The organism is Rhodococcus sp. SG20037 (assembly GCF_031763325.1).
Taxonomy (GTDB): domain Bacteria; phylum Actinomycetota; class Actinomycetes; order Mycobacteriales; family Mycobacteriaceae; genus Rhodococcus_F; species Rhodococcus_F qingshengii.
This window is the reverse complement of sequence record NZ_CP134497.1, coordinates 5,819,551-5,840,644: the sequence shown is the minus strand read 5'-3', so window position 1 is coordinate 5,840,644 and position 21,094 is coordinate 5,819,551. Positions and strand designations below refer to the sequence as shown.

Annotated in this window: 15 protein-coding genes and 1 pseudogene; 11 read left to right on the top strand and 5 right to left on the bottom strand. The window is 61.8% G+C overall.

Translation table 11 applies throughout. The features are described 5' to 3' along the window. Nucleotides 1-131: 131 nt before the first annotated feature. Together RHP72_RS26995 and RHP72_RS26990 are read right to left on the bottom strand one after the other, a co-directional pair. Nucleotides 132-1,595, bottom strand: coding sequence for a benzaldehyde dehydrogenase (locus tag RHP72_RS26995; RefSeq protein ID WP_311094044.1), 1,464 nt, complete (start codon nt 1,593-1,595; stop codon nt 132-134). A 93-nt stretch (nt 1,596-1,688) separates the two neighbouring features. After that, nucleotides 1,689-2,579: a LysR family transcriptional regulator gene (locus RHP72_RS26990; protein ID WP_003943104.1), complete on the bottom strand. Its 891-nt coding sequence runs from the start codon at nt 2,577-2,579 to the stop codon at nt 1,689-1,691. A gap of 124 nt (nt 2,580-2,703) precedes the next feature. Here RHP72_RS26990 and RHP72_RS26985 point away from each other — a divergent pair, with 124 nt between their 5' ends. The 4 genes from RHP72_RS26985 to RHP72_RS26970 all read left to right on the top strand — a co-directional run bounded on the left by RHP72_RS26985 (nt 2,704) and on the right by RHP72_RS26970 (nt 7,354). Then, a complete protein-coding gene (locus RHP72_RS26985; RefSeq protein WP_003942969.1) occupies nt 2,704-4,071 on the top strand; it encodes an NAD(P)/FAD-dependent oxidoreductase in 1,368 nt (455 codons plus the stop codon). Nucleotides 4,072-4,120: 49 nt separating this feature from the next. Next, nucleotides 4,121-4,873 (top strand): IclR family transcriptional regulator, encoded by a 753-nt coding sequence (locus RHP72_RS26980; RefSeq protein WP_003943227.1) that lies wholly within the window; start codon nt 4,121-4,123, stop codon nt 4,871-4,873. Nucleotides 4,874-4,971: 98 nt separating this feature from the next. Then, entirely contained in the window at nt 4,972-6,162 is a 1,191-nt protein-coding gene (locus RHP72_RS26975) for a 4-hydroxybenzoate 3-monooxygenase (protein WP_007730544.1), read from the top strand. A 322-nt stretch (nt 6,163-6,484) separates the two neighbouring features. Further along, on the top strand, nt 6,485-7,354 hold the full coding sequence (locus RHP72_RS26970; protein WP_311094043.1) for a TIGR03619 family F420-dependent LLM class oxidoreductase: 870 nt from the start codon (nt 6,485-6,487) through the stop codon (nt 7,352-7,354). A 43-nt stretch (nt 7,355-7,397) separates the two neighbouring features. Here the strand turns inward: RHP72_RS26970 and RHP72_RS26965 are convergent, their stop codons facing one another. Next, entirely contained in the window at nt 7,398-8,720 is a 1,323-nt protein-coding gene (locus RHP72_RS26965; RefSeq protein ID WP_311094042.1) for a ClC family H(+)/Cl(-) exchange transporter, read from the bottom strand. A gap of 114 nt (nt 8,721-8,834) precedes the next feature. Further along, nucleotides 8,835-9,455 carry a LysE/ArgO family amino acid transporter gene (locus tag RHP72_RS26960; RefSeq protein ID WP_311094041.1) on the bottom strand — a complete coding sequence of 207 codons (621 nt, stop codon included), beginning with the start codon at nt 9,453-9,455 and terminating at the stop codon, nt 8,835-8,837. 75 nt (nt 9,456-9,530) lie between these two features. On the opposite strand from RHP72_RS26960, the gene RHP72_RS26955 reads away from it, so the two are divergent. The 5 genes from RHP72_RS26955 to RHP72_RS26935 all read left to right on the top strand — a co-directional run bounded on the left by RHP72_RS26955 (nt 9,531) and on the right by RHP72_RS26935 (nt 16,717). Next, a complete protein-coding gene (locus RHP72_RS26955) occupies nt 9,531-10,424 on the top strand; it encodes a LysR family transcriptional regulator ArgP (protein WP_311094040.1) in 894 nt (297 codons plus the stop codon). A 132-nt stretch (nt 10,425-10,556) separates the two neighbouring features. Then, on the top strand, nt 10,557-12,029 hold the full coding sequence (locus tag RHP72_RS26950; protein ID WP_165638423.1) for an AMP-binding protein: 1,473 nt from the start codon (nt 10,557-10,559) through the stop codon (nt 12,027-12,029). An 85-nt stretch (nt 12,030-12,114) separates the two neighbouring features. Next, nucleotides 12,115-13,962, top strand: a complete 1,848-nt coding sequence (locus RHP72_RS26945) for a DUF3556 domain-containing protein (protein WP_064075024.1) — start codon at nt 12,115-12,117, stop codon at nt 13,960-13,962. Beyond that, nucleotides 13,959-15,392: an NAD(P)/FAD-dependent oxidoreductase gene (locus RHP72_RS26940; protein WP_311094039.1), complete on the top strand. Its 1,434-nt coding sequence runs from the start codon at nt 13,959-13,961 to the stop codon at nt 15,390-15,392. The genes RHP72_RS26945 and RHP72_RS26940 overlap by 4 nt, the downstream gene beginning before the upstream one ends. 35 nt (nt 15,393-15,427) lie before the next feature. Next, complete coding sequence (locus RHP72_RS26935; RefSeq protein WP_030536101.1) at nt 15,428-16,717, top strand: CdaR family transcriptional regulator; 1,290 nt, start codon at nt 15,428-15,430, stop codon at nt 16,715-16,717. Nucleotides 16,718-16,829: 112 nt separating this feature from the next. Here the strand turns inward: RHP72_RS26935 and RHP72_RS26930 are convergent. After that, a pseudogene (locus RHP72_RS26930) lies at nt 16,830-18,134 on the bottom strand (DUF222 domain-containing protein); the annotation flags it as partial. 116 nt (nt 18,135-18,250) lie between these two features. Here RHP72_RS26930 and RHP72_RS26925 point away from each other — a divergent pair. Both RHP72_RS26925 and RHP72_RS26920 read left to right on the top strand, forming a co-directional pair. Beyond that, a complete protein-coding gene (locus RHP72_RS26925) occupies nt 18,251-19,558 on the top strand; it encodes an SWIM zinc finger family protein (RefSeq protein ID WP_230359183.1) in 1,308 nt (435 codons plus the stop codon). Next, a complete protein-coding gene (locus RHP72_RS26920) occupies nt 19,555-21,039 on the top strand; it encodes a DUF5691 domain-containing protein (RefSeq protein ID WP_311094038.1) in 1,485 nt (494 codons plus the stop codon). Before RHP72_RS26925 ends, RHP72_RS26920 begins: the two co-directional genes overlap by 4 nt. The last annotated feature ends 55 nt before the right edge of the window (nt 21,040-21,094 follow it).

Genomic DNA, 21,094 nt, shown 5'->3' with positions numbered 1-21,094 from the left:
AGAGAAATTGCTTAATGTGCCGAAGTAATTTTCTCTGGATGGTAAGTCCGCGAGATCGATCCCGTCAATGCTGGTCAGTGAGCCCCTGGGGCCAGCTCGGTGTATTCAGGACCAACTCGGCGTGTTCCGGACTAGAAGGGGTAGACCGGGAGTGCGCTCTGCGCAGTCACCCACTGCGTTTCGGTGAAGGCGTCGAGGTTTGCGCCGATACCGCCGACGCGGCCACCGTTACCCGAAGACGCCATACCGCCGAACGGGATGACTGCTTCGTCGCCGACGGTCTGATCGTTGATGTGTACGAGGCCGGTGGGGATTTGTTGGGCGAGCTCGAGCCCTCGCATGGCGTCGGAGGTCAGAATGCCCAGTGACAGTCCGTACTCGGAATCGTTGGCTATGGCGACGGCCTGTTCGACGGTGGCGAAGGAGGTGACCGGTGCGACTGGCCCGAAGACTTCGTCGGCGAATGCCGGCGCGGTGAGTGGGGTGTCGGCCAGCACGGTGGGCCGGTAGAAGAGATCCTCGTAGGTGCCGCCGGCCGCCAGTTTTGCTCCGGCCGCGATGCTTCCGGTGACCAGGGAGTGGATGTGGTCGCGTTGTCCGGCGTCGATGATGGGTCCGAGTGCGACCTGACCGGTGAACGGGTCGCCTACCGGAAGCTTGTCGGCGTGTTCGGCAAGGAGTGCGGTGTAGTCGGCGGCGATACTTTCGTGGACGAGCTGGCGGCCGGTGGTCATGCAGATCTGCCCCTGGTGCATGAAGGATCCGAAAGCGCCTACAGATGCGGCCTTTTCGAGGTCGACGTCGTCCATGACGATCAGTGCGTTGTTTCCCCCGAGTTCGAGGTGTGCTCGTTTGAGATGGCGGCCCGCCAGTTCACCGACAGCGCGTCCTGCCCGGGTCGACCCGGTGAATGCGATGACGCGAACGCTCGGATGAACCACGATTGCCTCACCGGCGTCAGCGCCACCCGGCAGCATGCCGAACACTCCGGCAGGCAGACCGGCTTCTTCGAAGATGCGGGCAAGAACCACACCGCCACAGATCGCCGTGCGCGGATCAGGCTTGAGGATCACCGAATTGCCCAGTGCCAGTGCGGGAGCGACTGCACGGATCGACAGAATGATCGGGAAGTTGAACGGTGCGATGACGCCGACGGTGCCGACGGGGACGCGACGAGAGAAGCTCAGCCGCGGTTGCTCCGAGCGCAGCACCTCGCCGACGGGGTGTGCGGCCAAAGCTGCTGCGTTGTAGCACTCTTCGGCAGCGGTGTGGGTTTCCAGTCCGGCTTTGGCGGGAATGCTGCCGGCCTCGCGGATTACCCATTCGCCGATTTCGTCGGCGTACCGCTCGAACAGTTGACCGGCGCGGCGTAGAACGGCGGCTCGTTCGGTGTACGGCCTTGCTGCCCAATCCTTCTGAGCGGCAGTAGCTTTTGTTGCAGCGGCTGCCACGTCGTCTGGTGTTGCCATGCCGACCGTCGTCAACTGCTTGCCGGTGGCCGGCTCGACGACAATACGATCGTCGGCGCTACCGAGAACCCATTCGCCGTCGAAGATCTTCGATTCCCACACAGGTTCGCTCAGTAGACGCGTCATGGCCGCTCCTCGGTAAAGGGATGCAACCGCGCGCCGCATCACATGGTTGTGGACCACGTTGCTCCGTGAGGGGAGTCGATCGCCATCGCACTTTCACTCAGTGAAAGACGGATTCATGGCGTCCTTGAGCGCTTGGATCAGATCGGCGAACTCGGTCGAGTGGGTGGCGCCGCTGCGGGTCACTCCCGAGACGGGAATTCGCAAGCGGCCGTGCGATTCTCGCATGAAGCTGATGCCGGCGCGTGGAGATTCGCCTGCGGTGATCGAATACAGCAGGGTCCAGGCGCGCGGGTTGGTGATCACGTCCAGCGTGGCTGTGTGATCGCTCGGAATTGCAGGGCCCAGTTGGACGCGTCGATCTATCTCGCGGAACGCGTCCTCGACCACCTTGTGAATGAGCACCTGGCTTTGGCGCGGCGGCAGGAGCAGGGGGTATGCGGCCAGATCATTGAGGTCGACGCTTTGCTGGCCGGCCAGGGGGTGCCGGCTCGACATGACGACCAGCAGATCTTCGACGCCGAGGTCCAAGGGTTCGAGTCCGGGGCGGTCGACGCCGCCGCGAATCAGCGCGATGTCGGCGTCACCGGAGGCTACGGCGTCCATGCGGTGGGCAAAACTCTTGATGACGAACTCGACGTCCAGGTCCGGATGAAGTTCGCGCACGTGTGCGATGGCGTCCAGCGTCTGAGCGGCGAAGCTCATGTTTCCGGTGATCCGGATCCGGGCTCGTGGGTCGCGTGCGACGGAGTAGGCCATCGTTTCGAGGCTGAGGACTTGCTGCGCAATGGGCACGAGTCGCGATCCTGCCGGGGCAAGGCGAACGGCTCGGGTCGAGCGTTCGAAGAGTGTCGCGCCAAGCTCCTTCTCCAGTCGGGCGACCTGATGGCTGATCGCCGACTGCGAGATGAAGCAGCGCTCGGCAGCGCGACTGAAGCTCAGTTCCTCGCTCACGACGAGGAAGTACTTGAGTTGGCGGAAGTCCATGAGGACAGCTTACTTATGAGCAATCGAGATAACAGTCTTGCGAATACTCCAGCTAGCTGGACCCGACCCATGATCAGTCCATACCGTAATAGTCATACTTTCAATTTGGTTGAGGAGATTTGTTGTGGATAGAACAGCTGCGGGTCGCGCTGACATCGACGCGACTGGACACGAGCAGACTCAGGTAGTCATCGTCGGTTCGGGATTCGGAGCCCTCGCCGCGGCCAAGACCCTCGCGAAGTCCAAGACGCCGTTCGTCCTCATCTCCGCCACCACCGAGCACCTCTTTCAGCCGCTGCTCTACCAGGTGGCGACGGGCGTTCTGTCGGCAGGCGAAGTTGCTCCGCCCATCCGCACGATCCTGCAGAAGTACCCCAACGCCGACGTGCGTCTCGGTCGCGTCGTCGAGGTCAACGCCGAAGAGAACACCGTCGTCTACGAGGCTTCAGGCACCCGCCACACTCTCGGATACCGCTCGCTCATCGCAGCCACCGGTGCCACCCAGGCGTACTTCGGTCATGACGAGTTCGAAAAGGTCACCTACAAGCTCAAGACCGTCGAGGATGCCGAGGTCCTGCGTAAGCAGATCCTGCGTTGCTTCGAAGAGGCTCACACCACCAACGACGCGCTGGTTCGCCGCAACCTGCTCAGCTTCGTTGTCGTCGGTGCAGGCGCGACCGGCGTCGAGCTCGCCGGACAGATCAAGGAACTGGCGCGTCGCTACTTCGCCAAGTCCATCAACAACATCAGCGCCGACGAGGTCACGGTCACCATGGTCGAGGGCGCGGGCGTTGCGCTTCCGGCCTTCGGCGGCAAGCTCAGTGAGTACACACAGGCCTCGCTCGAGAAGTCGGGTGTCGAGGTTGTTCTCAACACTATGGTCACCGCCATCGACGAGCACGGTGTCACCGTCTCTTCGGCAAAGACCAAGGAAGAGAAGCGCATCGACGCCGAGACCGTCATCTGGTCGGCCGGTGTTCGCGCCAACGACTTCGCAGCAGTGCTCGGCGAGGCGACCGGTTGTGAGAGTGACCGTGCAGGTCGTCTGCTCATCAATCCGGACTTGACCGTCGGCGGGTTTGCCAACGTCTTTGCCATCGGCGACATGACTTCGCTGAACGGTCTGCCTGGTCAGTCGCCCGTTGCAATGCAGGGTGGACGTCACGCAGCGAAGACTGTGAACGGAAAGGTCAAGGCCGGAACGCCTTTCAAATACTTCGACAAGGGCAGCATGTCGATCATCAGCCGATTCAGCGCTGTGTGTCGCGTCCGCAAGGTCGAGTTCAAGGGCACGATCGCCTGGTTCATGTGGCTGGCCGTGCACGTGATGTATCTGGTGGGCTTCCGCAACCGGTATGTCGCTGTGATGTCGTGGTTCGGTTCGTTCATCGGTCACCGTCGTCCGCACTTCCACTACGCGCAGGAGCCGATGAAGATCGAGGCCACGCCGCCGGTGACCGAACGCGAACCGGAATTGGCGCACTCCGCGTAGCTCCGCACCGCCTGAACACGTTTCGCCTGATGTCAGTCACACTGTGTGAATGGCATCAGGCGAGCGTTCGTTGATCGGCCGGGCATTTATCGTGCTCGGTGCCTTCGACGCGAAATCGCCGCGGTTGACGCAGTCGGAGATCAGTCGTCGCAGCGGTTTGCCTCTGCCCACCGTCCATAGACTGTGTGGGCAGTTGGTGGCTGAGGGCGCACTCGAGCGTCGGAGTGACGGCAAGTACCAGGTCGGAGTCCGGTTGTGGGAGATCGGCGCTCTCGCTCCCGGCGCTCACGGCCTACGGCAGGTGGCGTTGCCGTTCCTCGAAGACCTGTACGAGGTCACCCGAGAGAACGTGCAGTTGGTCGTTCGTGAGGGCACCGAGGCTCTGTACCTCGAGCGCTTGTCCTCGCGTAGCGCCGTCACCGTGGTCGGCCGTGCCGGCGGAAGATTGCCGTTGCACGCGTCCAGCGGTGGATTGATTCTCCTCGCGCACGGCGGAACCGAGCTTCTCGACGACGTCCTTCGCGCCGGCCTCGAGTCGTTCACTCCCAAAACCATTACTTCCGAGCGGATTTTGCGAGCAACTCTCGACGAGATCAGGCGCGCCGGATTCGTGGTCTGTCGCGAGTATCTGAACGTCGGAACCCTTGCCGTCGCCGCTCCTGTCCGCGAAGCCGGGGGCAGTGTCGTGGCAGCGGTCTCGACAGTTGTTCCGGTGGAGCAGGATCCGGCTCCTTTACTGCCGGCGTTGGTCGCGGCCGCCCGTGGAATATCACGCGGGCTTGGTAGCGGTGGGTTTCGATAGCTCGTTTCGGTCTTTCACTGAGTGAAATTGCAGCTGTTCAGAGGAGTGATCGTGGTCGAGGGTGGTCTCAATCGTCACTCACCTCAGGAGCTCTCTGTATGTCTTCTTCACGCACCCAGGTCGGAATCGTCGGTGGTGGTCCCGCCGGGTTGATGCTCTCGCATCTGTTGCATCTGAAGGGAATCGATTCGGTTGTCCTGGAATGCCGCACCCGCGAAGAGGTAGAAGGCACCATTCGTGCCGGCGTGCTCGAACAGAACACGGTTGATCTCATGGTCGAGACCGGACTCGGTGATCGACTGAAGCGGGAGGGCCTCGAACATCACGGAATCGAGTTGCGATTCGGTGGACGAGGGCACCGAATCGCGTTCGACGAACTGACCGACGGGCGAGCAGTCACGGTGTATCCGCAACACGAGGTGCTCAAGGATCTGATCGCGCGGCGTCTCGCTGACGGCGGGGACATTCGATTCGGAGTGTCCGACGCGCAAGTACACGATCACGAATCGGATCGCCCGAGTATCACTTTTGTCGACTCGGACGGAAATGATCAGAAGCTCGAGTGCGCCCTGGTGGCCGGTTGCGACGGTTCACGCACCGGAACGCGAAAGCTGATTCCCGAACCGTCGATCCGAACGGATCATTTCCGCCAGTATCCCTTCGCGTGGTTCGGCATCCTGGCCGAGGCGCCGCCGTCGTCCGAAGAACTGATCTATGCCAACCATGAGCGCGGGTTTGCACTGATCAGCACACGGACGCCCGAGGTACAGCGTCATTACCTTCAGGTCGATCCGGACGACTCCGTGGACAACTGGTCCGACGATCGAATCTGGGACGAGCTGCACATGCGCGTCGACGGTGAGGGGGCGGAGATCAAGGACGGCAGGATCTTTCAGAAGTCGATCCTCCAGTTCCGCAGCTTCGTGTGTGAGCCGATGCAGCACGGCAACCTGTTTCTTGCAGGGGATGCGGCGCACACCGTGCCGCCGACCGGCGCGAAGGGAATGAATCTCGCGATCGCCGACGTCTACGCACTGGCGAAGGCAATGGACGGTTTCTTCACCTCGTCCGACCGAAAGATGCTGGACGGGTACACCGAAACGGTGTTGCCGCGTGTGTGGCGGACGCAGCACTTCTCGTGGTGGATGTCGTCGATGCTCCATCGCTTGCCAGACGACAGCGGTTTCGGGCATCGCCGACAGTTGGCCGAGTTGGACATGGTCACGCGTTCCGTGGCGGGACGAACGCTGATCGCCGAGAACTACGTCGGAACTCCCTTGCATCAGTAGGCCGATTCGCAGGTTGCACGGTGCGAAATCAGGGGGAGTGGGGTGCCAGGTGTCACCAGGACCCCGAAGTTCTTGGTATGTGTCCGCCTGGCGGGAAGCCGCCGAGCCGAAGTAGCGGGAGCTTTGTAACCTCGAACACGTCCTTGTCCAACCGAGGGTGGCTGATGCTTCGACCGCACTGCGGGGGAGTTGTCGTATGACTGAGCGTTGCAAGAAGTGACTGTTCAGGATCCACTGTCTCCCAAGCCGATCGGTGCGAACCGACTTCGAGCTCATCGAGACACTTCAGTCGCTCCGGTCAACTGAACAGAGGGATCTTCCGATGAAGTTCAGCCTCGCCGTGGCGATGATTCCCCTCTCTCAACTCGTTGCACTTGCGAAAGTGGCCGAAGAATGCGGCTTTTCTTCGATCACGATGCCCGACTCACTGTTCTTTCCCGAGCGGGGCGCTACCGGGTATCCGTATACCGCTGACGGTGTGCGGATGTGGGACGTGAAGACACCATTTGTAGACCCCATGATTGCCGCGGCCTTCATGGGACCCGGAACGTCGAAGATTCGCTTTTATCCGCAGGTGCTCGAGCTCAGCTCACGCAATCCTCTGCTGCTGGCAAGCCAGGTGGGGTCGGTCGCGAATTTGACAGGAGGCCGCTTCGGTCTCGGGGTCGGTGTGGGCTGGGCGCCAGAGGAATTCGAGTGGTGCGGCGCTTCCCCCAAGGATCGAGGCCCGCGAGTGGACGAGATGCTCGAGGTACTGCGACTGGTTCTAGGCGGCGGTATGGTCGAACATCACGGCAAGTTCTTCGACTTCGACAGGCTGCAGATGAGCCCGGCGCCGATCGATCCCGTCCCCATCTACATCGGAGGACATTCCGCGGCCGCATTGCGCCGTGCAGCGCGAGTGGGTGACGGTTGGACCTCGGCTACAGTCTCTTTCGCTGATCTGCAAGCTCTCATCGCGAGGATCGGCGTCCTGCGGGTCGAGTACGGGCGCGCCGAGTCCCCGTTCGAAATTCAGGCCGTCTGCGCCGATCGCTTCGGTCTCGACGGCTCCTTGGAACTGGCCGATAGCGGAGTGACGGAATCGATCGTCATTCCTTGGGCCATGTACGGCCTCGGGTTCGACTGCGACCTGGAAGCGAAGAAAGATGCGGTACGCAGGTTCTCTGAGGAAGTCATCTGCAAATTCTGAATTCACGTAGCGCGCCCGTGCTGCAATGACCCGTGTGCGGGGATCAATCCGTATGCGGGCGTTGCGGCTCCAACATCCGTTCGCGCAGACTGTCGTAGATAGGTGCCGACCCTGCCGACGTGGTGACGAATACCGCTGCCGCAGTGGCAGCGAGCATCGGGACCAGCGTCGACGTCACCGCGGTCATTTCGACCACGATTACGATGCCGGTGAACGGTGCGCGTACTACGGCGCCGAAGAAGGCAGCCATACCGACGGTGGCCATGGTGACCGTGAGCCCGGCGTCCACTCCGGGCACGAAGCTCGACAGTCCGGTGAAGATCGACCCCCAGAGCGCGCCGAGAGCGAGTAAGGGAGCGAACAGTCCGCCGGGAGTTCCAGCGGCATACGAGAGCGGGCCGGTGAAGAACCGAACCACCAAGTACAGCAGCAGGATCGGCAGTAGGAAGGTCCTTCCGCCGACGATCATCTGTGCAAGAACGTCGCCGCCCCCACTGGCCAACGGGTCGAGGAACAGCGTCAGGCCGATGACGGCGCCGATCGTTGCGCCGATGACAGTCGGTGGGATCTTGTCGAGCCGTGCCACGATGTCGAGTAGTCCTAGAATCAGGCGGTTGTACGCAATACCCAGTAGCCCCGTGAGGATTCCGAAGACGACGAACAGTGGCAAGAATGCGAGTTGAGGTGTCGGGACGGTGCCGACTTCGAAATCGGGTTGATCACCGATGACGATCCGTGCACAGCCCACCGCCACTGAAACACCGAAAAGCGTTGGCAGCACGGTGCGCAGCCGGAACGAGTGCGTCACCTCCTCGCAGACGAACAGTGCTCCCGCGATCGGCGCGTTGAATGCGACAGCGAGTCCTGCTCCGGCCGTGGATGTTTGCAGCATGGCGACGTCGGGTTCGGTGAGGCGGGCTCGCCGTCCCGCTTCTGCTCCGATCGCCGCACCCATGTGTACGGTGGGGCCTTCACGACCGAGAACCAGACCGGAGCCGATCGCCAAGAGGCCGCCGATGAATCTGGCGGGCACGAGATTGATTCCCGGCGGTTTCGCTTCACCGCGGGACACCGCCTCGACGTGCTGGATGCCGCTTCCCTTTGCGAGGGGCACTCGTCTGACGATCAGTACGGCAAGTACGGTGCACAGGGCCACCAGGAGGACCGGCACGAGCCACCCGACGTACGGAACGTGATGCGCCCAGTTCACGATCGCCTGACGAAGTTCGTCGGCCCTGATCAGACACCAACGGAACGCGCCGCCGACAAATCCGACCCCGACGCCGGCGACCGCAGCGAGTAGACACAGCAAACCCAGTCCGCGGAGGGAGTCCCGCGGTTCGGTGCCGCCATCGTCCTCGGTCATCGTGATCAGCCCTACCTGATGGTCACAACTCGCGACAGGTGAATTGAGCTTCCTCACCTTGGACGGTAACCCATCCCGCTACCCGCAGGGTCGGATCGAGGTTGTGCAGCCTGGTCACAATTCGACAAGCAGGCTGATTCCGAGAACCGCCATCATCACGGCGATCAGAGCATCGAGAACCCGCCACGCGTTGGGTTTCGCGAAAAGCGGCGTCAGCAGACGTGCGCCGTAACCGAGGGCGCCGAACCAGACCACACTTGCCGTGATGGGACCGGCGGCAAACCACCAACGTCCGATCTCGCCGCGACCGTTGGCGATAGAACCCATGAGCACCACGGTGTCGAGGTAAACGTGTGGATTGAGCCAGGTGAGGGCCAATGCCATCGTGACGGCGGTCAGCCTCGAACCGTTGCCGTGCTGATCCGGTGCCAGCGTCTGGGGTCGAAGCGCCCGCTTGGCGGCGAAGATTGCATAGCTGAGGAGGAAGACCGCACCGGCGATACGAACGAACGTGATCAGCGACGGTGCGTGTTCGAGGAGGGTCCCGATTCCGCTGATGCCTGCAAGGATCAGAATTGCGTCTGACAACGCGCACACTGCGACGATCGGGAGTACGTGCGATCGCGTCAGACCTTGGCGAAGAACAAACGCATTCTGGGCGCCGATTGCGACGATCAATGACAGTCCGACTCCGAAACCGACGAGGGCCGACGCAGGGTCGTTGGTGCTGAGCATGTCGTCGAGCCTGCCGCTCGGATTTCAGTCAGTCCAGCTAATGATTCTTAGGATGCATCAGAGTAGCTTCAGATTATGTTGGATTTCGAGCAACTGAGGGCATTGCACGCCGCGGTCGACGAGGGAACCTTCGAGGCGGCGGCGCGGAAGTTACACATCACGCCTTCGGCGGTCAGCCAACGAATCAAAGGTCTCGAGACCTCGGTTGGCCGGATCCTGGTGCAGCGCACCAAACCCATCCGGGTCACCGATTCGGGGAGAGAAGTCCTGCGTCTTGCCCGTCAGATAGACGCACTGTCGCGTGACACCGTGCGAGAACTCGGCCTTGAAAATGATTCAGGGATGTTTGCACGCGTCTCGATCGCGGTCAATGCCGATTCGCTGTCCACCTGGGTTCTCGGGGCCCTCGCGGAGTTCACGCAAGAAGTCGGTTTCGATTTTCATCTCGACGATCAAGACCACACCACTGAACTACTGCGCGACGGTTCGGTCATGGCTGCCGTCACCTCTGTTGCGTCACCGATTCAAGGGTGTACCTCCAGCCGTTTGGGCATCATGCGGTATCGGCCGATGGCGAGTGCGGAGTTCTGCCGTCGTTGGTTCGCAGACGGTGTCACGGCCGAATCCCTTTCGGAGGCGCCGCTGGTTGTGTTCAATCGCAAGGATCTACTGCAGGATCGCTACCTCGATCAAAAGGTCGGCCACCCCGCCGATCCGCCCCGTCATCTTGTTCCGTCATCGGCAGACTTCGCGGACGCCGTCAGGCGGGGATACGGCTGGGGATTGATACCGGACCTGCAGCGCGGCGACGACGATCGCTCCGGCGTGCTGATCGGATTCGATCCGGACTTCGTGGACGACGTTCCGCTGTACTGGCAGCAGTGGAAACTGTCGTCACCTGTCTTGCGCCGGATCTCCGAGGTGGTGACCAGACGCGCCCACGAGGTGTTGCATCAGCCGTCGAACTGATGCATACCGTACGTGTGGTGTTGTGCTCAGGGAACAAAGAACCTGGACAAGTTGATCCCCTGGGACCGTTTCTTCGGCCGCAGGACGCCGATAGTGTTTTGAGTCACACACGAATGAAAGGTGCTGACTCTCGTGGCGAACATCGGATATCTGGCTTGGGATCTTGCAGAGAAGTACGGGCAGAAGCCGTGCTTGCGGGACGACCACGTCGAACTCACGTATGAAGAGTTCGCAGATCGCACGGAAGCTGTTGCCGCGCAATTGGCTGGACTCGGAATCGGCCTCGGTGACGTGGTGGCGATCATGCTGCCCAATCGCGTCGAGTTGCTGATCGCGATCATGGCTGCCTGGCGCATCGGTGCTGCCGCTACACCCATCAATCCGATGTTCACCGCGAACGAAGCGGACTACCAGATCGCGGACTCCGGGGCCGAGTTGGTCATCACCGCCACTGCCGACGCACCCTCGGGCGGCCGCGCAGTGTTGGGCGTCGAGGATCTGGCGACAGTGCCGCCGACCGATCCCCGACCCGGAATCGATGTTGCAGCAGACGATCTGGCGTTGCTCATCTACACCAGCGGCTCCACCGGACGGCCCAAGGGAGTGATGCTGACTCATGCCAACCTGCAGTTCATGGCTTCGTCGATGGGCAAGAACATCGGTGTTACCGGCGCGGATCACTGCCTGCTGATTCTGCCGCTGTTCCATGTCAACGCGATCTGCGTCAGCGTCTTGACGCCCTTACTTGTCGGCGGACAGGTGAGTGTCACCGGGAAGTTCTCGGTTTCGAGATTCTTCGACGACGTCGCGCGGCTTCGCCCCACGTATTTCTCGGCGGTGCCGGCAATCTACGCGATGCTGACCTCACAGCCGGAAGACCCTTCGATCGACACGTCGTCCTTGAGGTTTGCCGTGTGCGGTGCGGCGCCGATCAGCAAGGAACTCCTCGAACGCGCTGAGCAGCGTTTCGGTTTCGTGATCGTGGAAGGTTACGGACTCACCGAGGGGACCTGTGCGTCGGCCTGCAATCCTGTGGACGGCGTGCGCAAACTCGGTACGGTCGGCCCGGCGTTGCCCGGCCAGCAGATTTCCATTCTTGCCGAGGACGGAACCTTTGCGCCCGCCGGGACTGCCGGAGAGGTGGTCATCAAGGGTGGCAACGTGATGCGTGGCTATCTGGGTAAGCCGGAGGAGACTGCGAAGACCGTCAAGGATGGTTGGTTGCATACCGGTGACGTCGGAGTCCTCGACGAGGACGGCTACCTGACCCTGGTCGATCGCATCAAGGACATGATCATCCGTGGGGGAGAGAACATCTACCCCAAGGAGATCGAAAACTCGCTCGCTACACACCCTTCCGTGCTCGAGGCAGCCGTCATCGGCGCTCCGCACCAGGTCTACGGAGAGGTGCCAGTTGCCTATGTTGTCGCCTACCCCGATGCGCCCGTCACCGAAGACGAACTGCTCGAACATGTCACGGCCTTGCTCACCCGAGTAAAGGTGCCAGTGGCGATCTACGTCGTCGATGCGCTTCCCCGAAACCCGGTGGGCAAGATCGACAAACCTGGAATGAGACGAGCTCTGAGCGCAACTCCCGCTCACTAGTCACTTCCCCGTAGTACCAGCACAACTCGACGACGTCCGTCGAGTCGATCCGTCATGCCCACATTCCGTATTTCAGGAGCACATCATGGGATTCAAAGAAGGAAACTTCCCTCCCGTCGATCCGGCAACGTTCATGGACAAGCCGTTTCTCGAGCGTCTGCGTGACATGTCCACGCACTGGGTGGATTACGGCTTCGGTACGCCGAAGATGGTCCACACCGTCTACATCATGAAACTGTTGTTCCTTTACCTGGCAGCTGGAACAGCCGTTGCCACTTTGACTTCCGGCCTCTCGTGGTTCGACATCGGATCGTGGTGGAACCAGCCGATCGTCTACCAGAAACTCATCATCTGGACGATGATGCTCGAGATGCTGGGCTTGGCAGGATCCTGGGGGCCGCTCGCCGGCCACTTCAAGCCGATGACCGGTGGAGTTCTCTACTGGCTCCGCCCCGGCACCATTCGTCTGCCACCGTGGCCGGGCAAAGTGCCGCTCACCTCGGGTGACACCCGCACGGTGTTCGACGTCTTCATCTATGCCGCCGCAGTCGCCAATCTCCTTGTTGCCGCTGTTCTCCCCGGTGTTCACACCACAGGAATCGATTCGGCAATCGCTGACAATGCCGGACTGGTGCGTCCGACGGTCTTGTACTCCTTCCTGGTACTCATGGTGATTCTCGGGTTGCGGGACAAGGTGCCCTTCATCGCTGCCCGTAGTGAGCAGTACCTGCCGGCGATCTTCTTCTTCACATTCCTGCCGTTCGTCGACATGATCCTGGCGCTCAAACTGCTGATCGTCATGGTGTGGATCGGTGCCGGTGTCTCGAAGTTCGGTCGCCATTTCTCGCTGGTGGTTCCTCCGATGCTCAGCAATACCCCGTGGATCCCGTCGAAGAAGATCAAGCGCGCCCACTACCGGAATTTCCCGGAGGATCTGCGGCCTTCACACCTGGGCGGCGGCGTCGCACACGTGGCCGGAACGATGGTCGAAATCGTCACCCCGTTGATACTGCTGTTCTCGACGAACAAGACCCTCACGATCCTCGCCGTGATCCTCATGGTCGGATTCCATCTGTTCATCGCGTCGACCTTCCCGCTTGCCGTCCCACTCGAATGGAATCTTCTGTTCGCCTACGCCTCGGTCTTCCTGTTCCTGGGATTCCCGGCATGGGACGGCTACGGACTCGGCGCCATGTCCTCACCGTGGATTACCGCGGGAATTGTTGCAGCCCTTGCCTTCTTCCCCATTCTCGGAAACCTTCGACCCGATCTGGTGTCCTTCCTGCCGTCGATGCGTCAGTACGCCGGCAACTGGGCATCCGCGACGTGGGCATTCGCGCCGGGCGCTGAAGCCAAGATCGACCAGTTCATCAAGCGTCCGTCGCCGGATACGCGCAATCAGTTGATGACGATGTACCCCGAAGATGTGTCCGATGTCGTTCTGCATCAGCTGTTGGGCTGGCGTTCCATGCACAGCCAGGGGCGTGCGCTGTTCTCTCTGATGATCAGGCACCTCGGCGACGACATCAACACGTACTCACTGCGGGAAGCAGAGTTCATGTGCAACTCCATCGTCGCCTTCAACTTCGGTGACGGGCACCTGCACGACGCGAAGTTGATCGCAGCCATTCAGCGTCGCTGCAATTTCGCACCCGGTGAGTTCCTGGTGACCTGGATCGAATCGCAGCCCATCCACAAGGGAACGCAGGAGTACCAGGTGATCGATGCCGCTCTCGGTGTCATCGAACGAGGTACTTTCAAGGTCGCCGACGCAGTGGCCGAACAGCCGTGGTTGCCGAACGGGCCCATTCCGTTCGACGTTCAGTGGACACTGGACGTACGGGCCGACCGCGCGGCAACGGATCCGCAGGTTGTCTCCGAACCGAAGATGCGTACGAGGGTCAGCGGTAGCGAGCAAGAGGTGAGTAAGTGACAAAGGCCGTAGTCGTCGGCAGCGGGCCCAATGGGCTCGCTGCCGCGGTACACCTCGCACGTAGCGGTGTGGACGTGCAGGTGCTCGAGGCTGCCGACCAGATCGGCGGAGGCACCCGCTCCGGTCCGATCGACGTGCCGGGGTTGATCCATGATCACTGCTCGGCGTTTCACCCGATGGGTATCGGCTCGCCGTACCTGTCCAAGCTGGACCTCGAGCGATACGGGCTGATCTGGAGATGGGCAGAGGTGGACTGCGCGCATCCGCTCGACAACGGGGACGCCGGGGTTCTGTACCGCTCGCTGGAGCAGACGGCTGCGGGACTCGGCGCTGACGGGCCTCGATGGCAACGCATGTTCGGTGACTTGTCGACTGGGTTCGATGCGCTGGCGTCCGATCTGATGCGCCCGATCGTCAATGTTCCGCACCATCCGCTGCGGCTCGCAGCTTTCGGTCCGCGAGCGCTGCTTCCGGCAACGGTGACCGCCAAACTGTGGAAGACGGACAAGGGGAAGGCGCTGTTCGGCGGGGTTGCCGCACACGCCTTCTATCCACTCAACCGTCCGGCCACCTCGGCGGTGGGATTGATGATCACTGCTGCTGGTCACCGCTACGGTTGGCCGGTTGCCGAGGGAGGTTCGCGGTCGATCACCGACGCGATGGCCGCGATGCTCCTCGATCACGGCGGCAAGATCGACACTGGCGTTCGGGTTCGTACGGCCTCCGAGATTCCGGACGCCGATGTTGTTCTGCTGGATGTCAATCCGGGGGGTGCGCTCGAAATTCTGGGCGATCGACTCCCTGGCCGAGTGGCGAGGGCCTATCGAAAGTTCAAGCAGGCTCCCGGAGCATTCAAGGTCGATTTTGCGATCGAAGGTCATGTGCCGTGGACCAATCCGGACTGTGCTCGGGCCGGAACTGTCCATCTGGCAGGTGGTTTCGACGAAATCGTGGCCGCTGAGCGTGAGACGAATTCAGGCCGTATGCCGGACCGGCCGTTCGTGCTCCTAGGTCAGCAATACCTGGCTGATCCCACCCGATCTGCCGGGAGCGTTCATCCGCTGTATGCCTATGCGCACGTGCCTCACGGTTACGCCGGCGACGCTACGGAGGCGATCATCCGTCAGATCGAGAGGTTTGCGCCAGGATTCCGGGAGCAGATCGTCGCGACGTCGAGCAGTGGTACAGCTGACCTGGCAGAGGACAATCCGAATCAGGTAGGCGGCGACATCATCGGAGGTGCCAACACCGAACTGCAGGTTGTCTTGCGTCCGCGCGTCGCAGTCGATCCGTACAGCACGGGGATCGCGGGCACTTACCTGTGCTCGGCCTCGACCCCGCCGGGTGCCGGAGCACATGGAATGTGCGGGTACAACGCAGCCGAATCGGCTCTGAAGTACCTGCGACGAAAGGGTGCGGAAGTTCTGTGAGTAGTCCATCGCACAAGGAACGAGGCGCCGGTGCGATGCGGCGCCTCGCCCGAGTGCCTGCAGCCGCGGAGCCGGAAGTGCTTGCGGTGGTTGCCGAGTTGGCACGACGACTCGACGAGCGCAGCGCCGACATCGCGCGTGAGATGGCCTTCATGATGGCTCACGAAATCGACCAATTGGATGCAGACGCCAAATTGCTCGAAATGCTCGAGGCCAGCGTGCAGGGAAACATCACGACGATCATCCACGTATTGGCCAACGACATTCCGATCGATCATCTCCAACCCACCACTGCTGCAGTGGAATACGCTCTGCGTCTGGCGCAGCGGGATGTCCCGTCCAACTCCCTTGTCCGGGCCTATCACATGGGCCAAGGCGATCTGATGCGGATATGCCACGACGAGATCAGCACACTGGATATTCCGGCGCGACTCACTTTGGCTGTCCTGAAACACACTTCGGACGTGGTCTACAGCTACATCGACTGGATCACGCTCTACGTCTTCGACGCGTACGAGCGGGAACGCAGTCGATGGATGGCAGCGCAGGGAAACCTCCATTCCGCCGCAATCCACGCCCTCCTGTCCGGCACCAACGCAGATACCGCTGCTTTCGAAGCGGAGACCGGGTACCGCCTGGGTCAGAACCACGTCGCCCTGGTGGTCTGGTCGACGTGGGATGCCGACGTCATGGGCATCAATACGCTGGACCGACTCGTACGTGATCTCGGCGCAGCGGCGGGAGCGGACAAGCCGCCGATCATCACCGCCATCGATCGGCGCACGGTGTGGGCGTGGCTGCCGTTCGGTCGCCGGGTGCCTGCGCCGGATCCGGAGGTTCTCGCGGCGGCAGTGCCGTTGGACGGCGGGGCGCGGGTGGCAATCGGACTGCCGGGGTCAGGGGTCGACGGTTTCAAACGGTCCCACGAACAGGCAACCGCCGCCTATTCGGTTGCTGCCGTCCCGGATACACCGCAGCGACCTGTGGTGAGCTTCGGAGACCGCGGCGTCGCTGTGGTTTCACTTCTGTCCGAGAACATCGATTCGACGAAGTCGTGGGTCTGGGAGGTGCTTGGCCCGTTGGCGGAAGATACGCCCTCTGCTGCATCCTTGCGGACGACGTTGAGTGTGTACTTTGCACATGGTGAAAGTCATCTGCACACTGCCAATCACATGAATCTGCACCGGAATACGGTGAAGTATCGCATCAACAAGGCGCTCGGCGATCCAGTTGCTGCCGGCCGAGACAAGTTGGATCTTGCTCTGGCCCTGCAGGTTTGTGAGTTGTTGGGCAGATCGGTCTTGCGCCCCGCGCGAACGTCGTGAGTTGTGGAAAGTTGTGGACGCGCCACGGCCTGTGGGCTCCGTATCGGGTTTTGATGTCCGATGCGGAGCCTGGCCGTGTTCTGTTGTCGCCAAAGAGGTTTGACCCCTCAGGTTTGAAGGTGGTGTTCGCGGGCCGCGGTTGCTGCCCGGGGTCGATCGAGGGCGGCGGGACGAACCAGGGTTTGTTGTCGACACCGATGCGGATTTCCCATTTCCCGACGAACCCGGATTTTCGGTGCATCAATCGATGATGTGAACGGCACAGCAGCACCAGGTTGTTCATCACCGTCGGGCCGCCGTTCGCCCAGTGCCGGATATGGTGCGCATCAGTCCACGGCGGTACACACGTGCAGCCGGGGAACGCGCAGCCTTTGTCTCGGGCGATCAACGCCACTCGCTGCTCCGCGGTCACCAACCGTTTCCCGGGTTGCGCATCCAAGGGCGCGCCGTGATCGTCGAGCAGGACGGTGGAGAGGAAACAATCGCATCCGAGAAGTCGGGTCTGCGACACGGACAGTGGTCCGAGCCAGGGCATGTGCCCGACATCAAGATCGGCCAGGTCCAGAGAGTCGTCATCACCCGAATCCGAAGACTGTGCGGCACAATCCCGATGCTCCGCCAAATCCCGAGCATTGATGTGCACGTTCACATGCGGACGCTGCCCACCATCGGTGCCGGTCTTCGCGCAATCGAGATAGCGGCGGATCAGTTCGGCGAACCCGTCCGCGGTCCGCTTCGCCGCCGACCGAGAATCCGGGGTTCCATCGGGTGCCGGGGTGGGCATCGTCAGATTCGACAGGGCCGACAGCAACATTTCGCCGGTGAGGGCGTCGAAATCGCCGCGCACCACCACTCGACCGTTCAATGTCGACGCGATCCGCAGCTCATTCCGGTCGATGTCTTCGGCGGGTGGAATTTCATCGGATTCGAAGATTCGCTCCAAGGTCGCGATCACGTTCCGCACTTTCGTGGTCGTCGCTTCCACGCCCGACGCAGCCGCAAGCAGTAGGTCGATACAGCGAGGGAGCGCGGCGTCCGGCATGCCTTTCGGGGGTGATTCACAGAACGCCACGATCAACACCGCATGCTCGAACGAACAGTCCCCGCCATCGAACCGAGCAGCCACCGCCGGAAACGGCCGCAACGCTGCACCGAGAGCGGCGATCTTTTTCCCGTCCCGAACCTGCAGCATGGTGTTAGCCGCCAACCACGCACCCACTCCGCGGCTGGCAATCACCTGATCATCCGGGCGCATCGACAGTTCATCGACCACCGCCACTCGAACGGCTTCCAGGCGCAGAATCTCCGCACTCGCCTCGACAGCAGCAGCGCGCAACTCGGCAGCAGTCAACTGCCACAGGCGTCCGCGTAACCCCACCGCAGAACCAGACACCACATCCGACAACAAGACGCTCATTGAATCCCCCGATCCCCTCCCCAAATCATATTCGAATATGTGTTCGAGTCAAGGGGTTATTCACCAACGAATCGGCCTGACTCCGTGATGTCAGCGGGTTGTCATACTGTGGTCGAGTGACTTCGCCGTGGACAGCTGGGCAGGTGGCGTCGGTAGCTCCGGACGCCGCATCGCTGGCCGCTGCGCGCAAGTTGGCTGGTTCGTGGAGCCATGCCGGCAACAGGGGTCTCGCGCTCTGGGGGCTGTGTCAGGGCAGCGGCTCGAAGCCGTATCAAGCAGTGGTCGACCTGCGGGGCCCTGCATACAAGTGCTCGTGCCCCAGTCGAAAGTTTCCGTGCAAACATGCTCTGGGGCTGTTGGTGGAATGGTCGGAAGGGCGTGTGCCGTCGGCGGACGAGCCCGCCGACTTCGCGGCAGAGTGGTTGTTGCGCCGCGAGGAGAAGGCCGAGACCCGCGGCGAAAGGGCTGAGACCGGCGACGAGGCTCCCAAGAGGGCTCCCGACCCGGCGACAGCGCAGAAGCGCGCCGACCGCGTTGCGAGCGGGCTCGTCGAATTGGACCTGTGGATCACCGATCAGATCCGCAGTGGTCTGGCAGCGATGGACACATCCTGGGCGGGCTTCGACGCAGTAGCTGCTCGAATGGTGGATGCTCAGGCGCCTGGTGTCGCAGGCACACTTCGAGCCTTGGCGGGCACCGTTGCGTCTACCGAGAACTGGCCCGAGAAAGTCCTCGACGAGTTGGCTCGGTTGCACCTGCTGGTTGCTGCGCATCAGAAGCTGTCCGAGTTGCCGGAAGATCTTGCCCATTCGGTGAAAGCACACGTCGGCTATCCGGTCTCAACCGAGAGTGTGATGGAATCGATTCCGGTGAAAGAGAACTGGATGATTCTCGGTTCCGGGATCACCGAGGAGAAGCGACTGTTCACCCGAACGGTGTGGATGCTCGGCAGGAATTCAAAGCGGTGGGCCATGCTGCTCGACTTCTCCCACGGGTCACCCAATTTTGCCACCGAAACGCCGCCAGTCGGGTTTCTGCTCAACGCCGATGTTCATTTCTATCCCGGTGCCGCGGCATTGCGGGCGCGGATAGGGGTCACGCACGGAGAACCGGAGCCCTTCACAACCATGCCGTTCGGAAGCATCGACACTGCGTTGCAGCAGTTTACCGATGCCCTCGCCGCGGATCCATGGTTGCGCTCGTGGCCGGCAGTGATCAGTTCGGTGGTCCCGTCGTTCGTCGACGGATCATGGTTTGTCGTCGACGAATCGGGCACAGCGCTTCGGGCAGAGGGTGATTCGGATCTTCTGTGGAAGTTGCTCGGCATTTCCGGCGGTTACCCGGTCACAGTCTGCGGAACGTGGAACGCGCTGGCTCTTACTCCGATCTCGGTTTTCACGGGAGGGCAGGTGATCGTGCTGTGAGTACATTGATCTCAGCGGCGCTCCTTGGGACAGCCAGAACAGCAACAACATTCGAGGAGCTGCCGGCTGAAGTGCGTGGCTACGCTCGCGAACTCGACGGCGATCCTGCCGAGATGCTTCTCGCAGGAGCAGCGTTGGAGAGGGCGTACCGCCGTGGCGGTGCGGGCTCCACCACGGCGGCGGTGCCGACACCTGCGCCAGACGATGTTCGATTCACGCTGCCGGAATCCTCATCGGCGCATCTGCTGTCGATGCTCGCGGCCAAGGCGACCTTGCTCGACGAATGGTTCGCAGTCGCGTTGGAGCACAATTACCGTGCGCCTGATCATCTGGTCGCCGAGTTGCTTTCCTTTGCACGTGCAAGTGAAGCTCACCGGGAGAGCATCCTGCAGATTGTCGGCGAGCGTGGTCGATGGCTTGCCGCGCAAAACCCCGAGTGGAGCAAACTCGTCCGAACCAGGGATGCCAACCCGGACGTGTGGCGTCACGGAAGTTCGTCGCAGCGCACACAGTGGCTGATAGACACTCGTCGAACAGATCCCGCGCTGGCGCTGGCCGAACTCCGAATGTCCTGGGGCACCGAGCGGGGCGAACAGAAGGCTGCCTTCGTCGCGGCGCTGGCAAACGGACTGAGTGCGGATGATCAACCATTGTTGGAGGAAGCCCTCGACGACCGTCGCAAGGACGTGCGACGCGCGGCAGTGGAAGTACTCGGACAACTCCCCGAATCGGAGTTCGGGGAGAGAATGGCTGCTCGGGTTCGGAAATGGGTGCGGGTGGAACGGAAACTCGTTCGGTCCACGCTCGTCATCGTCCCGCCTGAGGAAGTCGATTCAGCGGCGAGGCGAGACGGCATCGAAGACCGGCCGAATCCACACACCGACTATCGTGCCGAGTATGTGCGTCAGGCGATCGGTTCTGCGCCGTTGTCTCTGTGGAACAACATGATCGGTGGACCAGGCAAGGCCTTGGGGATGAGCGTTGACGAAGGCTGGGAGCCGATCCTTCACGACGCGTGGTCCACTGCCGCAGTCGCGCAGAACAATACGGAATGGGCGCTGGAACTCTTTCGTATGCGCGGCACCGCCACCGATCGACGCGTGCTCCCGTTGGTGCCGGCCAAGGCGCTGGCTGATCTGTTGAGGTCCGGAAACGGCGACGCCAATGTTCTGCACCCGGGCCGGGCAGCGATCTACGACGCTCTGCGAGGTCCATGGCCCGAGGACATCACCCGGGCAGTGGTGGCCCAGTGGGAACGAGTTGCGGCCAGACGTGCCGACGGAGGCGCCAAGGCCGGCGAATTCTCACGCTACAAGTACGTCGCATCGCTGCGCCTGGCCGAGACTCGATTTCCTTACAGCGCAGTAACTTTGCTGGAGCGTGCTGCGGAACGTGCACGTGACCCGGACTGGCGGCAGACCTTCGCCAGAACTGCCAGTGCCATCACCCACCGCAAGACTCTGCTCGAGGAGCTCAAGTGACTGACAGCGTAACCGTGCCCACCACGGAACCGGAAAAGCTCGCGCAACCGGCAAA